Consider the following 16,918-nt stretch of genomic DNA (forward strand, 5'->3'; position numbering starts at 1 on the left):
AAAATCAAGGATATTTGGTATGCCTAAAAGGCCGTACCTAAAACTATTTCTTACTATGCGCTTAACTACCGTACTAACAATAGTATGCTTTATGCAGGTAAATGCGTCGAGCTTCGCCCAAAAGGTGACCTTAACCAAATCGAATGCTTTACTTAAAACTGTATTTAAGGAGCTGAACCAACAAACAGGTTACAACTTTTTTTATACGGACAATTTATTGAAAAATTCCTCTCCAGTAACTATCAACGTTAAAGACGCTGATTTATCCGTTGTCCTTACGCAGATTTTTGACAGGCAGAACCTGGATTTCGTCATTCGCAACAATACGGTGGTCATAAAAGCAGGCGCGCCGGTCAGCCAAGCAAATCCCCTGGTTAATCAGGAAATCATTTCTGGCTTTGTGGGAGATGCCAAGGACCGTAAACCAATTCCAGGAGTTACGGTGTCCATTAAAGGCACGGAGTCTGCTGTCCAGACTGATAGAAACGGAAAATTCACCATCAGTATCTCTACAGATGGTGAATCTTTGGAATTCAAATTTTTAGGTTATAAGACCGTGGAAGTACCCATCTCAGCCAACTCTAACTATACCATTTATATGACGAAGGAGCAGGTAGCGCTGAATGAGATGGTAATTACCGGCATGGTCGACAAGAAGGTTAGTACCTATACAGGAGCAGCAAAAACCATGACTGCTGCTGAGCTTAAGGCTGTAAATCCGGTGAATGTATTTGCCGGTATTGCCGCCCTTGATCCATCCTTCAGAATTATTCCCGACAACAAAATCGGAGGGAACATCAATGCGCTTCCAGAGGTCACCATGCGTGGACAAACATCCTATCCCACCCTTGGGGCAGAACTCGCTGGCAATCCCAATATGCCTTTGTTTATTCTAGACGGATTTCAGGTTACACTACAGGCTATTGTAGACTTAGACATGAATCAAATTGCCTCCGTCACTTTGTTAAAGGATGCTTCGGCTACGGCGATGTACGGTTCCCGTGGGGGTAATGGTGTGATGGTTGTTACAACGATCCTGCCACCAAGAGGAAAAGTAGAGGTGTCGATAAGCAACAATTTTACTTTATCATCTCCTGACCTGTCTGTTTATAACATGCTTAATGCAACAGAAAAATTGGATTTTGAGCGACGTGTAGGATTCACGGATAGCTATAGAGGTGATTTCATCAATGCGGAAAGGTATAAAGCGGTGGTAAGCGGTGTAAATACCGACTGGAAATCCATTCCAGTCCAAACAGGGATCAACAACAGAACCAACCTGTCTTTACGGGGTGGTGACGAGTCGCTGACCTTTAACCTAAGCTTTAGCGGAAATATGTTACAGGGCGTGATGAAGGGACAGGACAGGAAAAATTATGCCGGAAGTTTTACGCTGAGTTACAGAACGAATAAACTGACATTCCAAAATAATACCATAGGAACACAGGTTAATTCCAACGATTCCCCTTACGGCACATTTAGTCAGTACCTGGATTTGAATCCCTACTGGAAACCTTACGATGAAAATGGGAATATAAACAAATACCTGGAAAATATCAATACAGGCTTCGGCGCAACAGGAGTAAGCTCTGTTGTATTAAATCCATTGATGGACATTACTTACAATACCATTGACAATAGAAATAAGAATTTTAATTTAAGGAACAACACTACTGTACGTTACGATGTCGATAAATCATTGTGGTTTAATGGCAGCCTGGGCATCACAAAAGTGAACGGGACGATAGACAACTTCCATTCAGCTCTCGATAGCAGATTTAATGGGGTCGCAGATTTAAGCGCACGGGGTACCTATTCCATCGACAACAGTACCTCCTTTACCATGGACGGAACAGGATCGGTAAATTACAACAAAAATTTCGGGATGCACGGTGTTACAGTCTACGCAGGATTCAGGCTCGCAAGTACACAGTTTAATTCCTATGCCGTCTCTACACAGGGTTTTCCTTTTGATCGTTTAGATAACATCCTGTTTGCCGCGCAATATTTAAACAGCAGGCCTACAGGAACCGAAAGTACACTTAACAATCTTTCTTATACCGGAAGTGCCAACTACTCTTATGATAACCGGTATTTTACAGATTTCACCTATACTAGAGATGGCTCTTCAGCTTATGGAGAAAACAATAAATTTGGTAATTTCTGGTCTGCAGGTTTAGGATGGAACATCCACAATGAACAGTTCCTGAGGGATAGCGAAACTATCAACCTGTTGAGGCTTCGTGGCAGCTACGGTTCTACCGGCACATCTGTACAGGATCCTTATGCAGCACAATTCAGATATAATTTGGGCACGAGTACAGGCTATTTTGGCGAAGTGGGTGCTTTCCCGGGTGGACTAGGAAACCCAAATTTGAGCTGGCAGCAGGTCTTGAAGTCGAATGTTGGTATCGCTTCGGCATTTTTTAACAGCCGTTTGACTTTCAATGCGGAGTTTTATAATGAAGTGACCCAGAATGCCCTAACCACAGTTTCTCTGGCACCTAGTACTGGCTTTCCTTCGTATACTGAAAATTTGGGTAAAATCCAGAACAGGGGATTGCAGTTCGACCTGGGTTATACCATCCTATCTCAACCTCGTAAAGGCTTAAAATGGAATGTTGCGGTGAACGCAGCAACTAATAAATCTGTGTTAAAACAAATTTCGGAGAAACTTAAGGCTTTCAATGCTGCATTGAATGCCAATAATGCCGATCAGACTGTTGAAAATGCACAGTTTATTGAGGGCAGGTCAACAACGGCTATTTATGCAGTGAGGTCATTGGGTATTGATCCGGTTACCGGTCAGGAAGTTTATCTGAAATTAGATGGTACCCCAACGTTTGTCTGGGACGTTAATGATAAGACCTATGTTGGTGACAGCCGACCCAAGTGGACAGGAGCTGTAAATTCAAATTTCCTGTACGCAGGTTTTGGTTTAAACTTTAGCATCAGTTATAACTATGGTGCCGATCTGTATAACAGTACGTTGTTAAACCGGGTGGAAGCTGTTGATGCGCGCAACAATGTAGATAGAAGAGCTTATGATCTGGGCTGGACCGGACCCGGTAGTGTCAGTCCGTATCGGCGGATTACTGGTGGTGTACCAACACCAACACAACTTACCTCTAGGTTTGTTCAGCGTGATAACAACATTCAGCTCAGCTCCGTTAATTTAAGCTATCAGTTCAAAACCCCATTTACTAAAAGATTGGGCTTGCAGAATCTGACCGTTAGCGCAACAACGAATAACCTGGCCAACTTCAGCACCATTGAAATTGAACGTGGTACAGACAATCCCTTTGCCAGAGAATATACATTTGGTCTGAGTGCAAGATTTTAAATTCAAAAGACAAATTCATATCCCAATGAAAAGAACAATATTAATAATAGGAATTCTGTCAATAGTTGTGGTGTTTTCCAGTTGTAAGAAATTTTTGGATGTAGAGCCCAAAACAAATTTATCTGAAGAACAGCTGTTTACGTCAGAAGTTGGTTTTCAGCAAGCTTTATCAGGCGTATATGGCCAGCTGGCCAGTAACAACCTATACGGCGACAACCTTTCTATGGGTTTCGTTTCTGCGCTGGCACAAAATTATTCGACACTTAATAGCAACGCCGACGTTGCACTGCAACAAACACAAGTCCTGAACTATGCTTCAGCAGAAGTCGCAGGGTATACCAATGCCATTTGGTCTGCCAGTTACGGTGCAATTGCCGCAGCAAATAAAATAATCGCAAATACAGAAACAAGTCGGTCTGTGCTAACCGATAATGCATATGCACTGCTGCGCGGCGAGGCTTTGGCCTTAAGGGCATTTATACATTTTGATCTATTGCGCATGTTCGGTCCTGAATATACGGCGGGTGCTAATTTAAAAGCCATCCCTTACAAAAAGGAAGTCAATGAAAATGCCGAAATCCCATCTACAACTGCAGATGTAATCCAATTTGCTTTAGCAGACCTGAAACAGGCAGAAGAATTGCTGTTGCAGGCTGATCCGATTGTCAGCAGTGACTTACGAAGCAGGAGGAACAAGCTGAATTACTATGGCGTAAAAGCACTTGAAGCAAGAATCAAATTGTACAGTGGCGATATGGACGGAGCTGCTGCTGCCGCAAATGTAGTGGTTAATTCTACCAAATATACATTTGTTACTCCGGAAGCGGCCGGAGCGGTCAGCACCGGATTGGTAGTACGTGACCGTTTATATTTCAACGAGCAGGTGTTTATGATCAGGGTTAGGGATATATTGCCGACCGTACAACGATATTTTAGATTTAGGGGTGCCTTAGGACAAACCCTTACACGTACTTCTGCTAACTTTGCTGCGCTGTATGAAACCACATCGGGGGGCGGTACAGACATCAGGTTCCTTTTCCGCCTTGAGCAGGATGGAGGAAACTTGTTTCCCTCTAAATTCTGGCAGGCCTCTACTGCTACAACGCCGATTACCGATAACTTACTGGATCAGTATGTACCTGGTATCCGCCTTGCCGAAATGTATTACATCCTGGCCGAAGCAGCTTCAACTCCAGCCATGGGTGTTGAATATTTAAATACGGTGCGCCAAAACAGGGGGCTTTCTAATCTGGCAACAGACATTACGGCTACCGCACTTACAGCAGCCATCACCAAGGAGTACCAGAAGGAATTTTATGCGGAAGGGCAGTTGTTCTTTTATTATAAACGTATCAATTCTACAAGAATGCAGTTTGGTCCAAGTATGGCCCCAGAGCAGTATGTGCTCCCAATCCCAGATGCTGAACTTCAATTTAATCCGAATTATGGAAATTAATCACACTCGTATTATGAAATACATATTATATGCGACGATGGTCTTCTCCCTTTTTTCTTGTAAGAAAGAAGCGGTAGAAACTTATCAAGGAAAAGATGGTGTTAGCTTTTTTGCTTACACCTATCAACAATTACATACCACCGCGACGAGAAGTTACTCTTTTGCTTTTCAAAAAACTGTAAAAACAAGGGATACCATGTATATACCTTTGAGGCTTACCGGAAAGTTGTCTGATCAGCCCCGTACCGTATTGCTAAAAACAGCTGAAGGAACAACGGCAACTGCGGGCATGGATTTTGAGCTAAAAGAAGTGGCCATTCCGCCTGGTGTCTCCATGTTTAATTATCCTCTTGTGCTGATCAACTCTGTTGGAATGGCAAGCAATGTTTATAAAATCGTGTTGGAGCCGGCAGAAACCAAGGACTTTACGCTAGGTACTTTAGGCCAGACACCTGCCAATAGCGTTAATCAGGGTACGGAGGAAAACTTTAGATATCTGACGATAGAGGTATCCAGTATGTACACCAGGCCTGCTTATTGGGATATTCTAGATGCGGATTTCGGAGAATTTAGCGCCGAAAAATACAAATTCATGGTTAAAGTACTGGGTATAACTGATTTCTCTTACGAAAATATCGGGTTTGACGGTTATCTAAACTTCCCCGTGACGCTGAGAAATGCACTAGCCGATTATGAAGCTGCAAATGGTCCACTGTTGGATGAGAACGGTAACGAGATTTCTTTCCCTTAATTTAGATATTATGCATTTAAAACATATTTTTAAGCTTAGCATGATTGCAGCAATCATGCTAACATTTGCCTGTAGTAAAGATAATAATCTATCTAAATACGAGCCAATTAACGACATTAAGATTACCGATGCAACAACAAGTTTTACGATACCTCAACTGGATTCGCTGATCATTACGCCAACATTAACAGAAACAATGCCTGCAGGTGATTCATTTACCTACAGTTGGACAATGGATTCCGAAGTAATCGCTGATTCCAAAAATTTGCGCATAAAAGTGACCTTAAGTCCAGGTACGTATTTGATAACTTATAAGGTAACCAGTAATAAAAATGGCATTTATGCGCTACAGCGTTATACCGTCGTGGTAAACGGAGTCTATCCAAATGGCTGGTACGTGGTCAATAGTAAAGATGGAACAGGCAGGGTTTCGTTGATCCGTACCGATGATGTGATTTTTGACAATCCGATGGAAGTGGCCAATAATAAGACCTATCCAGGAAAGCCATTGGCCTTGTATAATTTTGGAAAAGGTGGTTTCTTTTATTATTTCACCGATGAGAATGTATATCGGTTTAACATGAACGACTGGCTGGAGCTTGGTGATAAAAGTTCTATACTTCCGAATTTGGCTACACCGCTTCCGTTTAAAAGTACACCGGTATTTATCTTGAACGCCTCAAGGTTTGACCAGTTCATTGTTGCGGATGGTGGCTTATATGCCGGGATTTCAGGCTCGACTTCAGAAGATATCAGCCCTTTCAGCCAACGCATTCCTGGCGATTATGACCTATTCCCGGGTGTGTTTCCTAACACGTATAACCTAACCTATTTTTATAATAATGCCAACATGCGCTTTATGCGAATGGGTATTTTTTCAAGAATTCTGGAAGATGCACCTAATACAACAGGCTCGTTTGACATAGCAAATGTGGGAAGAAAAATGATTGCGTACGATCGTGGCATGTCAACGCTATTTGAAGAAGAAATTGAGTGGTATTTCATCATGGAAGATAATAATGGCCGTTACTTAATGTCCTTGACATATGATCCCTTTGGCAATACCCAGCCTGGGGTTAATCAAGAAATGGTAAATAGTCCTGAAATTGGTAGCGCAACTAATTTTGCGACTTCCTCCATCTTAAAACAACTTTATTATACTGTTGGCAATAGGGTGTATTTGTACGACATGCTTGCAAAATCAGCACGCCTGATTTACACTTTCCCGGCTGGATACGTAATCAAGGATATCGAGATGTTGCGTAGCACCAGCAAACAATTGGTAATCGGTGTGAATAATGGTGCGGCGGGTGAAGTATATTATTTCAGCATCAATGGTCAGGGAGAATTCAGCAACAGTACTTACGATAAGAAATTTACGGGCTTTGGTGAAATTGTACAAATTGCTCCTGCGAGAAAAAACCTATAGGCTCCTTACTAGATTTAAAGAAGATTAATAACATCCAATCTACATGAAAAAAATACTCCTACTCATCGCTATCCTGTCAACAGGATACTCAGGCTACAGTCAGCAGGCACAACCAGCTTATCAGGCAAGTCTTGATTCTCTGAAGATCTTCATTGATCCTTTAAAAAAGGAAGCGATTCTTGAACGATTGGTGAAAGAACACCCTGACGATAGTTTTGACCAATACAGAGCTGCACTTGTAGATAATTTTGTTGTTGCGAAAAACCCGGAAAAAGCTTTGTTCCATTTTAACAAGATCGCAGAAACCGCAAGGATCATGTACGTAGGATCAGTGGCGACAGGAATCATGGCCTTCGATTTGAAAGCTGCGGAAACTTTAATTGAGCAGGAACTGGCAAATTCAACAAATGCGCCGGAAGACCGGCAGTTCTTGTTGCATCTGTATAGTCAGGTGATGGCTAAGCAAGGAGACTACAAAAAAGCCTTCGCTGCTATCAAAGAATGCTATGAAAATGCCATACGAAAGACTGCTGTTCTGACTGCAGAGTATTACTACCTGATGAGCAAAACAGGCGGATACAAGGAAGCGCTTCCAGAGCTGGAAAAAGCAGTACTAGCAGGTTTGGCCAATGATGAGTATAAGGCAGAGTTAAAAAGTGCCTACGCAAAAGTTAATCCGGGAAAAGATTCAAATGCGTACCTGGCTGCATTGACCAATCAGTTTGAAGAAAAATACAAGACAGCGATAGCAGCCAAAATGATTGACGAGCAAGCGCCAAATTTTAAAGTCACAGACATCAAAGGCAACGAAGTGTCACTGTCAGATTTTAAGGACAAAATAGTTGTTCTTGATTTTTGGGCGACCTGGTGCGGACCTTGTAAGAAATCTCTTCCGGCGATGCAAATGCTGGTCAACAAGTACAAAAAGGACCCTAATGTAAAGTTCCTGTTTATACATACTTGGGAGACTGTAAAAGATCCTAAATCGGATGCAGTGAACTACTTGCTAACTCATGACCTGGATTTACCTTTGTACATGGACCTCAAAGATCCTGATACGAAAAAGAACCCTGCGGTATCTTCATTTGGTGTAAACGGGATTCCTGCAAAATTTGTCATTGACGGCAATGGAAAAATCCGGTTTAAGTCAAGCGGACTGACCTGGCCGGATGAAGCTGCAGTTAGGGAGTTGACCACCATGATAGAATTGTGCCTTTAGACCCAAAAGATGTTATGTTTTACCATAACAGCAACAGAATGAAACAACGGAAAGAGAGGTCTGCAAAAGATCCAAACATGTGCCGCAGCACCGAGCCATCACCACGCAACGGTGGCTCGGGCGTGGTCATGTATCATACATTGAACTCAGTGTCGGATCCCAGGTCGCCTCCAGGTTGCCCGCGTCGACCAGTGCGGCCGGTGCTCCACCTGCCAGAAAAAAACCATCACTGATCCATACTTTGGAATAATTCAGCGCATAATCCGGATAGTCGCCGGTCAACGCCAGTTGCAATTTCCTATATTATAATTGAAGAAAGCCAATGTTTTTACAAAACATTCAATCATAACAGAAGAAAAGTTGTATTTGTATTGATGGATCCCATCAAACCGCAAAACACGTATAAGGGGATTCGTCAGCTATCTCTACGGGAGTTTTTGTTAATGGAAAGTTTTTGACCACTACACACTGAGCTTCTTCCGGTTTTGTTCTACCTTTCTTCGGCCCAATAGGCGAGCATTTTCGGCCTGTACAAAAAAAGTCAAGATGCACCGCACCGTGTGGTCTGCCAACGTTGGTAAATCGCCGAAAGAAAACTCTTCCTCACCCCCGAGTACATGGTGGCATGGTCTCCAGTGCTAAGAAGATAGCAAAATAACGGTACTTTAAATAAGATATACGTAATTATAGTTTAATTTAACGTTGTAATCTACTAGATTACCGATATTCCAAAACGTTATACCGTTATTTTATTCAAAAATTACGTTAAGTGGAGTTATTTTTAAGTTACTTTAATTTGTATTAACGTTTATATAAAAAATTACAACGTACCTATATTTCATAATATCGTAACTTCAAAAAATATTAACGGCATATTAGTATACAATTACATCATATTTCCTCGAAATGAGTGTCATTCACTTCCACGCTCCCACTCCATCGCTTTCAGAAGTGGAAAGTGCCTATAATGAATATTTGAGGAACTTGGCACAAGTTAACTGGACGCACGGACGCGTCGACAGGGAGCTCAAACGAGAGAGTAAGGCACGCTTAGCCACTTTATTAGGCGAGCTGGCGGCTCATGTCAATTTTGTGGCCAAAGGGAAATTGTCTATCCTATATACATCGGGGTTCCCCGTATTTACAGGACGGAAGAAGGGAACTGTCCCCGGCGTACCTACCGGCGGTCGGCTTTCTGATGGGCAACTATTCGACGAAGTCCGTTTCGATTTCAATCCGTTGGGCAGAGATCTGACCTATGAGTGCAAGTATGCGGTATGGACGTCATATAATGAAGTTGAACCCCATTCGCCAGAACTTCAGTGGGAGCATTCACTATTTACTACCCGATCTCGGAATAACGTGCTTAAAGGTATACCGTCCCGATCAACAGTTTTCATTAAGGTACGTGCTATAAACAGCTACGGAACCGGAGACTGGAGCGATGTTGTGAGTTTGAGGGTACGGTAGGGTTTTAGGAAGGTACATCATCCAGTTTACTTTCGATGATTTGTTTATTAGTAATACAATAACATGGGATCAAGGAAGGCTAACTATTCGACATACTTTGGCATTTTCATGTTACGCATCGCTTCAGTTGACGGATAGCGCAATGTGTAATCGAGCTTTTGCAGGTCAAAGAGACTCAGATCATAACGTTTAAGAATCATATTCCGCTCGTTTACAACTTCATGAGGATACTTCGCCAGTGTATCAGCGTTAATAATAAAAAAGGAAATTGTATCTTTTGGAATCCCTTTGTAAATTTTTTCCCAAGAAAGATCACCTCAGCTCTATTAGTACAAAAAACCAAAGAGCCATAACGGGATCTTATGATGAAAACCGTGCGTAATGTCGTCTGAAGCAAAATATGCCTTATCAACTCCTTTAATCTGTTTCTCTGTTTTATCTTTACCACCAATTTCAAAGGTATATTGATTGTCCACCGTAAAATCTCCCTGTTCGGCATAGCTGAGGTCGTGCGCATACCCAACTTGGTTAGCAAAAAACGTTTCACGAAGATTTCTGCGATTCGCATTTTCCTTTGCCAGCAAATAAATAAGATTCGTGTTTTCGAGATAAATTTTCGATGGCTTTTGCAACAGACTGATTTCTTCCCCGTATTTGAAAAGATTCGTGGTTAAATTTACTTCCCTAGTTTTGTCTGTATGTTGAGCCAATAAATCGACTAAGGTTATCCGTTCAAATCGAACACCTGTTTCGATAGCCAGATATTCCCCTAAATGAAAACCCCTGCATAGTATAGGTCACAGCCCGCTAGTTCTAAAATAATTTCTATATATTTATTAAAAATAGCTACGTACCATGCATACAACAACATCCCTTTCTCCTTTATACAGTATCGCAAAGAGTTTACCAACTCATCACAGTAGATCTCTCGCACAAATACATCTATCCAATGTACTGTAGCAAAACTCGTAAAGTACATACCTTCCGGATTATGAAACTTGTATTTTCTGGACATTTACCTAAAGTAATAAAAACGCACGATAATTAAAAGTAAGAGGCAGCTGGAAATGAGGGAAGAAACATCAAGCACCGGAAACATTCCAGCGCTAGCTGGGGAACATTGCAGGAAGTTCTTTAAATCAGAAACAATTAATCCTTCCATATATCGTGTTGTCCAATAAACAATTGAAGATTATTTCGTAAATTCGTAATTAAAGAGATTAAGATGACACACGCTGAAAGACATATTATTGAAACATATTCGGGACTTTTCGAAAGCTTGAGTTCGATTAGTAAGCTTGAATTGCTTGAAAAACTCGCAAAATCCATCAGGAAAGATAACAAAACCAAAGAAAAAGAGTTCTTCAAATCGTTTGGGGCTTTTGCATCTGATAAGTCGGCAGAAGAAATCGCGAAAGAGATTAAGGAAAGTAGAAGGTTTAGAGATAAAGACTTAAAGTTATAGCTCCATGCAATATTTACTTGATACAAATATTTGCATATTTTTTCTACGTGGGAAACTCAATCTCGATGAAATTATAAGAGAAAAGGGAGTTGAAAATTGCTTTATTTCTGAGCTTACCGTATTCGAACTTCGATATGGAGCGGAAAACAGCGATAACTCGAAAAAATCGCATGAGGCTGTAGATAGATTTGTGAAAGGTTTATCTATCATTCCAATTTTTGGTTCTGTAAAGCAATATGCCCAGACTAAGGTATTCCTTAGAAAAAACGGTACTCCGATGCATGATGAATTCGATTTGATAATCGGGGTAACTGCGCTTGCTAATCAATTAACGTTGGTTACAGACAACGTCAAAGATTTCAGATACATAAAAGACCTAAAAATTGAAAACTGGTTCGAAAGAAGTAAGCAATAAGTTACGCAACTTATTTTAACGGACACGAAGCAACAGTTTAAACGGATCTGAAATTTGTTTATTAATTTAGTTTCACCCATCATCCAGTGCTAAGAAAGTATTCTTGAAGGCCAAGGAAACATCATCCAGCGCTAAGGATATTACCGGAGGGCCTCTTCTTACCAAAAAAAGCTTCACAGTTCCTTTAAAATTTCCTTCAATTCGCCTCATATTACTACAAAAAAATGTATCTTTAAACAGTGAAAAATACCGCCCAATGAAAATATCTTCCTACCTAACCTTATTTGTGCTACTATTTGCATCGACGATCCAATTTAGCCATGCACAAGACAAAAAAAACACAAATCTAGAGCTCGAATTACATGGGGGCTATACCAGTAATGGTGTTGTTCCATTTTGGATGCGCTCCAACCAGTATGGATCCGTTCCATTGGATGGAGGATCAGGAAGCTTCGTGGTACGGGCGAACAAAACCTACCGGCAGCCAGGCGAATGGCAGGGCAGAAAAACGGATAGCATATCGTTATGGGATTGGGGATATGGACTGGAAGCACGCACCAACGTAGGGCGCGAGATCAATCTGCAATTGATCGATGCACACGCCAAGGTTCGTTTTGCAATGTTTGAAGTGAAGGCCGGCCGCAGTAAAGATGTGATGGGGCTAAATGGAGATACGCTGCTTACTTCTGGAAACTTTTCCGTATCGGGCAATGCACTGGGTGTACCAAAGATTGACATCAGCATCCCGGAATACTATCGCTTACCTTGGTTCGGAGGTTTATTCTCCTTTAAAGGTAATTTTGCGAATGGATACATGGGGAAGATGGAGATAGATAAAGCGCTATTTGCAGATCAAAACTCAGATACGCAGCAACCAACCTTTCTCCACCAAAAATCGCTATATGGACGTTTGGCAAAACCACATTGGAAACTGGAACTTTATGGAGGATTTAACCACCAGGCACAATGGGGAAGCGAACGGGAGGTATATGGCAGTAAATACGAATTGAGTTTTATTGAGTCCCTATTTCATGTAGCTGTTGGTAAAGCCTATGGTGGAGGTGGAAGCGGGGTTCCACGATCAAAAGTTGGCAATCACCAGGGATCTCTTGATCTAGGAGCTTCCTATAATTTTGGAGCTATTAGTATTATGGCTTATCGCCAAAATTTCTACGATGTAGGTGCTCTTTCCAAGTTAGCCAATATTAAAGATGGTTTAAATGGGATCACATTAACAAATAACCAGTATAAGCAAAGTGATCGTTTATGGGACTGGGATAAGGTATTAGTGGAATTATTTTATTCTAAAGATCAGGCGGGATACCCTTGGTCTAAGCCTACTAAATCTGGCGATGAAGATTATTATAATAATTTTTTCTATACCGAAGGGTGGTCCTATTTGAATAAAGGAATGGGAAGCCCATTAATTATCACAGCCCATACGGCTAGTGAGGGTCAGATAAGCTATCCTAAAGAATACTTCATAAGCAACCGAGTGGTCGCGGGACATATTGGTTTTTCGGGACATATCCATAAATGGAACTTGCTAACCAAGCTGACTTATGCCAAGCATTACGGAACGTTCAGCACGAGCGAGTATGGTGGGTCTTTAGGTCAAATACGGAATCCTCCTGCCTACGGTATATTCACTCCTGTCTCACAATTTTCTGCAATTGTACAAGGTGAGCGTCTCTTATCCCGAAGGCTCTATATAGGGGGTACATTAGGATTAGATCAAGGAAAATTGTTGGATAATAGCCTGGGATTAGCCCTGCAACTACGAAAGACATTCTAGTGCAAAAAAGCTAATTTTCTTTGATTGTAATATGGAGACTGGTTAGTTGAATCGATATCTCCGCACTTTTAGCTTTAAGATCCTGACAGGTATCTACTTCTAAAAAACCTGCTTCAACAGCGGTATTTAGTAAACCCGTAAGCTGGTTTACTTCCTGATAGGCAAGGTTGATAAAACTCAGTTTATCTGCTTTTTCTTCGCTGTTCATTGCCCGTTTTATATTAGCGGTAATACTTAAAACGGCGCGCATAATATCTCCCGTCAAGCCATATCGTACTTCTACCGGAAAATTGGCAGTAATATACGCAATTTCTTTAGCTAACTCTATGGCTAACTTCCAAAGCTCTACCTTTTCAAAATTAAACAACCCCATACCCTACGCTCCTTGATCATAAACTCAATGCTGAACTGCACCTCGAGTTATTTACTTCCCCGTTCTTTTTCTGCCACCGTTTTACGTAAACCGTGGCTTGAAAAGCGGTGGCTTCGTTTATTGAAATAAATCTCTATCCCCTCCTCCATACAGTATCTACGATCGGAAAAATCCTCATCCCAGTACTCCTCGCCGATGATACGCAGGTCAATCGGCAACGACCTAATCATATCGACCAGGTCCTGCTCTGTCTCATAAGGAATGATCTCGTCCACGTAACGGCATCCATCCAACTGTATATAGCGTTCTACTATAGACTGTATTGGCTTTCTTTTCGCTGGGGCCACAGCGGAAGGATCGGTATTCAGACCTACAATCAAATAATCGCAATAACGCTTGGCCTCCTCCAACATCATAATGTGACCTGCATGTAGCAGGTCAAATATACCAAAAGTTATACCTATTTTCATGCTTATTGCTATTTTCCGTTTTCCTTTTCAGCTACAGATTTTCGAAGCCCAGAGCTGGAGAAACGGTGATCGCGGCCATTAAAATACAATTCTATTCCCTTGTCTTCACAATACTGGCGTCCTGTAAAATTCTTAGTCATATATTCATCCCCTACGATACGTACATCCAATTTGTAAGAGCGGAGAATATCTTCTAGATCCTGCTCTGTGGCATAGGGCACGATTTCATCTACGTATTTACAGCCTTTAAGCTGTATATAACGCTCGACAACAGTCTGCACCGGTTTGTTTTTCTCCGGTCGATCCAAGGTGGGATCCGTTTGCAAACCGCAAATTAAATAATCACACTGCGTTTTCGCTTCTTCGAGCATTTTAATATGACCAGCGTGTAGCAGATCAAAGGCTGAAAAGGTAATCCCTATTTTAGGAAATTCTTTTCTTTCTTTCTGTACAATGATTTCAGACATGTTTTTCATGTTAAAAACGAATTTTTATACCTAGATGTTCAATAAAATAAGTTCATATTAATTATACTACAAGTGCAACAGATATTCTCCATACCCACTCTTTCGTAATGGCTCAGCAATAGCATGTAATTCCGCTTTATTGATATAGCCCATACGATAGGCCACCTCTTCGATAGATCCAATTTTCATACCCTGCCGCTCCTCAATAACCTGTACAAATTGGCCGGCCTGCATTAAGGACTGGATAGTTCCTGTATCAAGCCACGCTGTTCCCCGATCAAATACGCCAACTTTCAATTTACCGCGTTCAAGATATACTTTATTGACATCCGTAATTTCCAGTTCTCCCCGGTGCGATGGCTGGATATTCTTTGCGATCTCAACGACATCATTGTCATAAAAGTAAAGACCCGGTACCGCATAATTTGATTTCGGTTCCTTAGGTTTTTCTTCAATGGACACCACTTTATTGTCACTGTCGAATTCCACAACACCGTAGCGTTCCGGATCCTGTACCTGGTAGGCGAATACATAACCGCCATCGGGATCCGCACAGGATTGCAGAAGCTTCGACATACCCGAGCCATGGAAAATATTATCCCCCAAGATCAGTGCGACTTTGTCATTACCAATAAATTCCTCACCCAATATAAAAGCCTGTGCTAGACCGTCTGGAGAAGGTTGTACTTTATATGTAAACTTACAGCCTATCTGTGATCCATCACCAAGCAGCTTTTCAAAGTTTGGCAGATCCTGAGGGGTAGAAATAATCAGGATTTCATTAATTCCAGCTAACATCAATGTGGATAGTGGATAATAGATCATTGGCTTGTCATACACCGGCATCAATTGTTTGGAAACTGCTAGCGTCAATGGATGTAAACGTGTACCGGATCCTCCGGCTAATATAATTCCTTTCATTTTGGTGACTTGTAATATGTGACTAGTGACTCGATTTCTTATTTAAACTTTTATTAACATCTCTTCCAAACTGTCCTTCCAGTTGGGTACCACTACACCAAATTGCGTCCTGATCTTGGTTTTGTCCAATAACGAATATTTGGGACGTTTAGCGGGTGTGGGGTATTGTTCGGTAGGAATTGCATTGATCTTACAGTCCAGCCCTTTTAGTTCCCGGATCGCTACCGCGAAATCATACCAGGAAATCTCCCCTTCGTTACTAAAGTGATAGATACCTTTTTTCCACTTATCCGACTGGATAATATCGAGGATTGCCTTCGCCAGATCTCTGGCGTAGGTAGGTGACCCGATCTGATCGGCAATGACCGATATTTCGTCCCGCTCCGTCATCAGCCGGATCATTGTCTTGACAAAATTAGCACCGTGAGATGAGTACACCCAGGCGGTACGGATAATGACCGCGTCTGCTCCAGATTGTGCAATGGCTTCTTCTCCTTTTTGTTTACTTAAGCCGTAGACATTGATCGGATCGGTAGGCTCGTCCTCTTTCAACGGGGTACTGCTGTTTCCCTGAAAGACGTAGTCTGTCGAGATGTGGATCAGCTTCCTATCGTTCGATCTGGCCCATTTTGCCATTACAGCAACAGCCTGGTGATTGATCACATCCACCAGTTCAGGCTCCGCTTCAGCTTTATCCACCGCTGTATATGCACCACCGCTAACGATAACATCGGGCTGCACCTCTTCCAGTACATCCAATACCTTATTGACATCGTCCAGTGGCATCTCCTCCCGGTCCACAAAAGTGAAGTTATCATTGGGATAGTTTATACTGAGCTCCCTTAGTTCTGAACCCAGCTGTCCAAATGCGCCTGTTACTAATATTTTCATTTGATTTTCTCTTAGATGCTAAGATTGCTTCACCTTCATTCTTCAGGTTCGCAATGACGATAATTATTTATTTTTAGTGAACCTATTCTGATTAACCGAATACTTCCTTAAATGTGGGCAGTATCTGGTCCTTATCCGAGATGATCAGTTCCGCTGCCGGAATACCCCAATCTATCTCTAAAGCCGGATCGTCGAATTTTACGCCACACTCGGATTCCCTGTTGTAGAAATTGTCGCATTTATAGAAAAACGTAGCCGTGTCGCTTAAAACGACAAAGCCGTGCAGGAAACCTCTGGGCACGAACAGCTGCAGGTTGTTTTCGGCAGATAGTTCTACCGCCACATGCTGGCCAAAGGTTTCCGAACCGGGCCGCGCATCGACCGCAACGTCAATAACCGTTCCCTCCATTACACGTACCAGCTTCGCCTGTGCATGCTCCCCTGCCTGTGCAT

At 41.9% G+C, this 16,918-nt stretch carries 18 protein-coding genes; 9 read left to right on the top strand and 9 right to left on the bottom strand.

All coding sequences use genetic code 11. From position 1 onward, the window contains the following. Positions 1-55: 55 nt before the first annotated feature. The 6 genes from FAZ19_RS23385 to FAZ19_RS23410 all read left to right on the top strand — a co-directional run bounded on the left by FAZ19_RS23385 (position 56) and on the right by FAZ19_RS23410 (position 9,668). Entirely contained in the window at positions 56-3,343 is a 3,288-nt protein-coding gene (locus FAZ19_RS23385) for a SusC/RagA family TonB-linked outer membrane protein (RefSeq protein WP_169305765.1), read from the top strand. A 25-nt stretch (positions 3,344-3,368) separates the two neighbouring features. Next, complete coding sequence (locus tag FAZ19_RS23390) at positions 3,369-4,799, top strand: RagB/SusD family nutrient uptake outer membrane protein (RefSeq protein WP_136823203.1); 1,431 nt, start codon at positions 3,369-3,371, stop codon at positions 4,797-4,799. A gap of 13 nt (positions 4,800-4,812) precedes the next feature. Further along, complete coding sequence (locus tag FAZ19_RS23395; protein WP_169305766.1) at positions 4,813-5,550, top strand: DUF4843 domain-containing protein; 738 nt, start codon at positions 4,813-4,815, stop codon at positions 5,548-5,550. Positions 5,551-5,560: 10 nt separating this feature from the next. After that, positions 5,561-6,979 carry a PKD-like family lipoprotein gene (locus FAZ19_RS23400; protein WP_169305767.1) on the top strand — a complete coding sequence of 473 codons (1,419 nt, stop codon included), beginning with the start codon at positions 5,561-5,563 and terminating at the stop codon, positions 6,977-6,979. A 43-nt stretch (positions 6,980-7,022) separates the two neighbouring features. After that, positions 7,023-8,198 carry a redoxin domain-containing protein gene (locus FAZ19_RS23405; RefSeq protein WP_136823206.1) on the top strand — a complete coding sequence of 392 codons (1,176 nt, stop codon included), beginning with the start codon at positions 7,023-7,025 and terminating at the stop codon, positions 8,196-8,198. A gap of 906 nt (positions 8,199-9,104) precedes the next feature. Continuing rightward, entirely contained in the window at positions 9,105-9,668 is a 564-nt protein-coding gene (locus FAZ19_RS23410; protein WP_136823207.1) for a hypothetical protein, read from the top strand. A gap of 326 nt (positions 9,669-9,994) precedes the next feature. Here the strand turns inward: FAZ19_RS23410 and FAZ19_RS23415 are convergent, their stop codons facing one another. Next, positions 9,995-10,378, bottom strand: a complete 384-nt coding sequence (locus tag FAZ19_RS23415) for a hypothetical protein (RefSeq protein WP_136823208.1) — start codon at positions 10,376-10,378, stop codon at positions 9,995-9,997. Positions 10,379-10,437: 59 nt separating this feature from the next. After that, complete coding sequence (locus FAZ19_RS23420) at positions 10,438-10,683, bottom strand: hypothetical protein (protein WP_136823209.1); 246 nt, start codon at positions 10,681-10,683, stop codon at positions 10,438-10,440. 210 nt (positions 10,684-10,893) lie between these two features. Here FAZ19_RS23420 and FAZ19_RS23425 point away from each other — a divergent pair, with 210 nt between their 5' ends. Further along, positions 10,894-11,133 carry a hypothetical protein gene (locus FAZ19_RS23425; RefSeq protein ID WP_136823210.1) on the top strand — a complete coding sequence of 80 codons (240 nt, stop codon included), beginning with the start codon at positions 10,894-10,896 and terminating at the stop codon, positions 11,131-11,133. A gap of 4 nt (positions 11,134-11,137) precedes the next feature. Then, positions 11,138-11,548 (top strand): type II toxin-antitoxin system VapC family toxin, encoded by a 411-nt coding sequence (locus FAZ19_RS23430; protein ID WP_136823211.1) that lies wholly within the window; start codon positions 11,138-11,140, stop codon positions 11,546-11,548. A gap of 72 nt (positions 11,549-11,620) precedes the next feature. On the opposite strand, the gene FAZ19_RS24035 is transcribed toward FAZ19_RS23430, so the two are convergent. After that, entirely contained in the window at positions 11,621-11,758 is a 138-nt protein-coding gene (locus FAZ19_RS24035) for a hypothetical protein (protein WP_169305768.1), read from the bottom strand. Between the two features lie 46 nt (positions 11,759-11,804). Between FAZ19_RS24035 and FAZ19_RS23435 the strand changes: the two genes are divergently transcribed. Further along, complete coding sequence (locus tag FAZ19_RS23435; protein WP_136823212.1) at positions 11,805-13,343, top strand: capsule assembly Wzi family protein; 1,539 nt, start codon at positions 11,805-11,807, stop codon at positions 13,341-13,343. Between the two features lie 10 nt (positions 13,344-13,353). On the opposite strand, the gene FAZ19_RS23440 is transcribed toward FAZ19_RS23435, so the two are convergent. The 6 genes from FAZ19_RS23440 to FAZ19_RS23465 form a co-directional block, all read right to left on the bottom strand. Further along, a complete protein-coding gene (locus FAZ19_RS23440; RefSeq protein ID WP_136823213.1) occupies positions 13,354-13,716 on the bottom strand; it encodes a four helix bundle protein in 363 nt (120 codons plus the stop codon). 47 nt (positions 13,717-13,763) lie between these two features. Continuing rightward, on the bottom strand, positions 13,764-14,186 hold the full coding sequence (locus tag FAZ19_RS23445; RefSeq protein WP_136823214.1) for an adenylyltransferase/cytidyltransferase family protein: 423 nt from the start codon (positions 14,184-14,186) through the stop codon (positions 13,764-13,766). A gap of 8 nt (positions 14,187-14,194) precedes the next feature. Beyond that, on the bottom strand, positions 14,195-14,653 hold the full coding sequence (locus tag FAZ19_RS23450) for an adenylyltransferase/cytidyltransferase family protein (RefSeq protein ID WP_136823215.1): 459 nt from the start codon (positions 14,651-14,653) through the stop codon (positions 14,195-14,197). A 66-nt stretch (positions 14,654-14,719) separates the two neighbouring features. Continuing rightward, complete coding sequence (gene rfbA, locus FAZ19_RS23455; protein ID WP_136823216.1) at positions 14,720-15,574, bottom strand: glucose-1-phosphate thymidylyltransferase RfbA; 855 nt, start codon at positions 15,572-15,574, stop codon at positions 14,720-14,722. A 42-nt stretch (positions 15,575-15,616) separates the two neighbouring features. Beyond that, positions 15,617-16,465 (bottom strand): dTDP-4-dehydrorhamnose reductase, encoded by an 849-nt coding sequence (rfbD, locus tag FAZ19_RS23460; protein ID WP_136823217.1) that lies wholly within the window; start codon positions 16,463-16,465, stop codon positions 15,617-15,619. 91 nt (positions 16,466-16,556) lie between these two features. After that, positions 16,557-16,918: dTDP-4-dehydrorhamnose 3,5-epimerase family protein (locus tag FAZ19_RS23465; RefSeq protein WP_136823218.1), on the bottom strand; the 362-nt coding region annotated here is incomplete at its 5' end.

The organism is Sphingobacterium alkalisoli (assembly GCF_005049105.1).
GTDB lineage: Bacteria > Bacteroidota > Bacteroidia > Sphingobacteriales > Sphingobacteriaceae > Sphingobacterium > Sphingobacterium alkalisoli.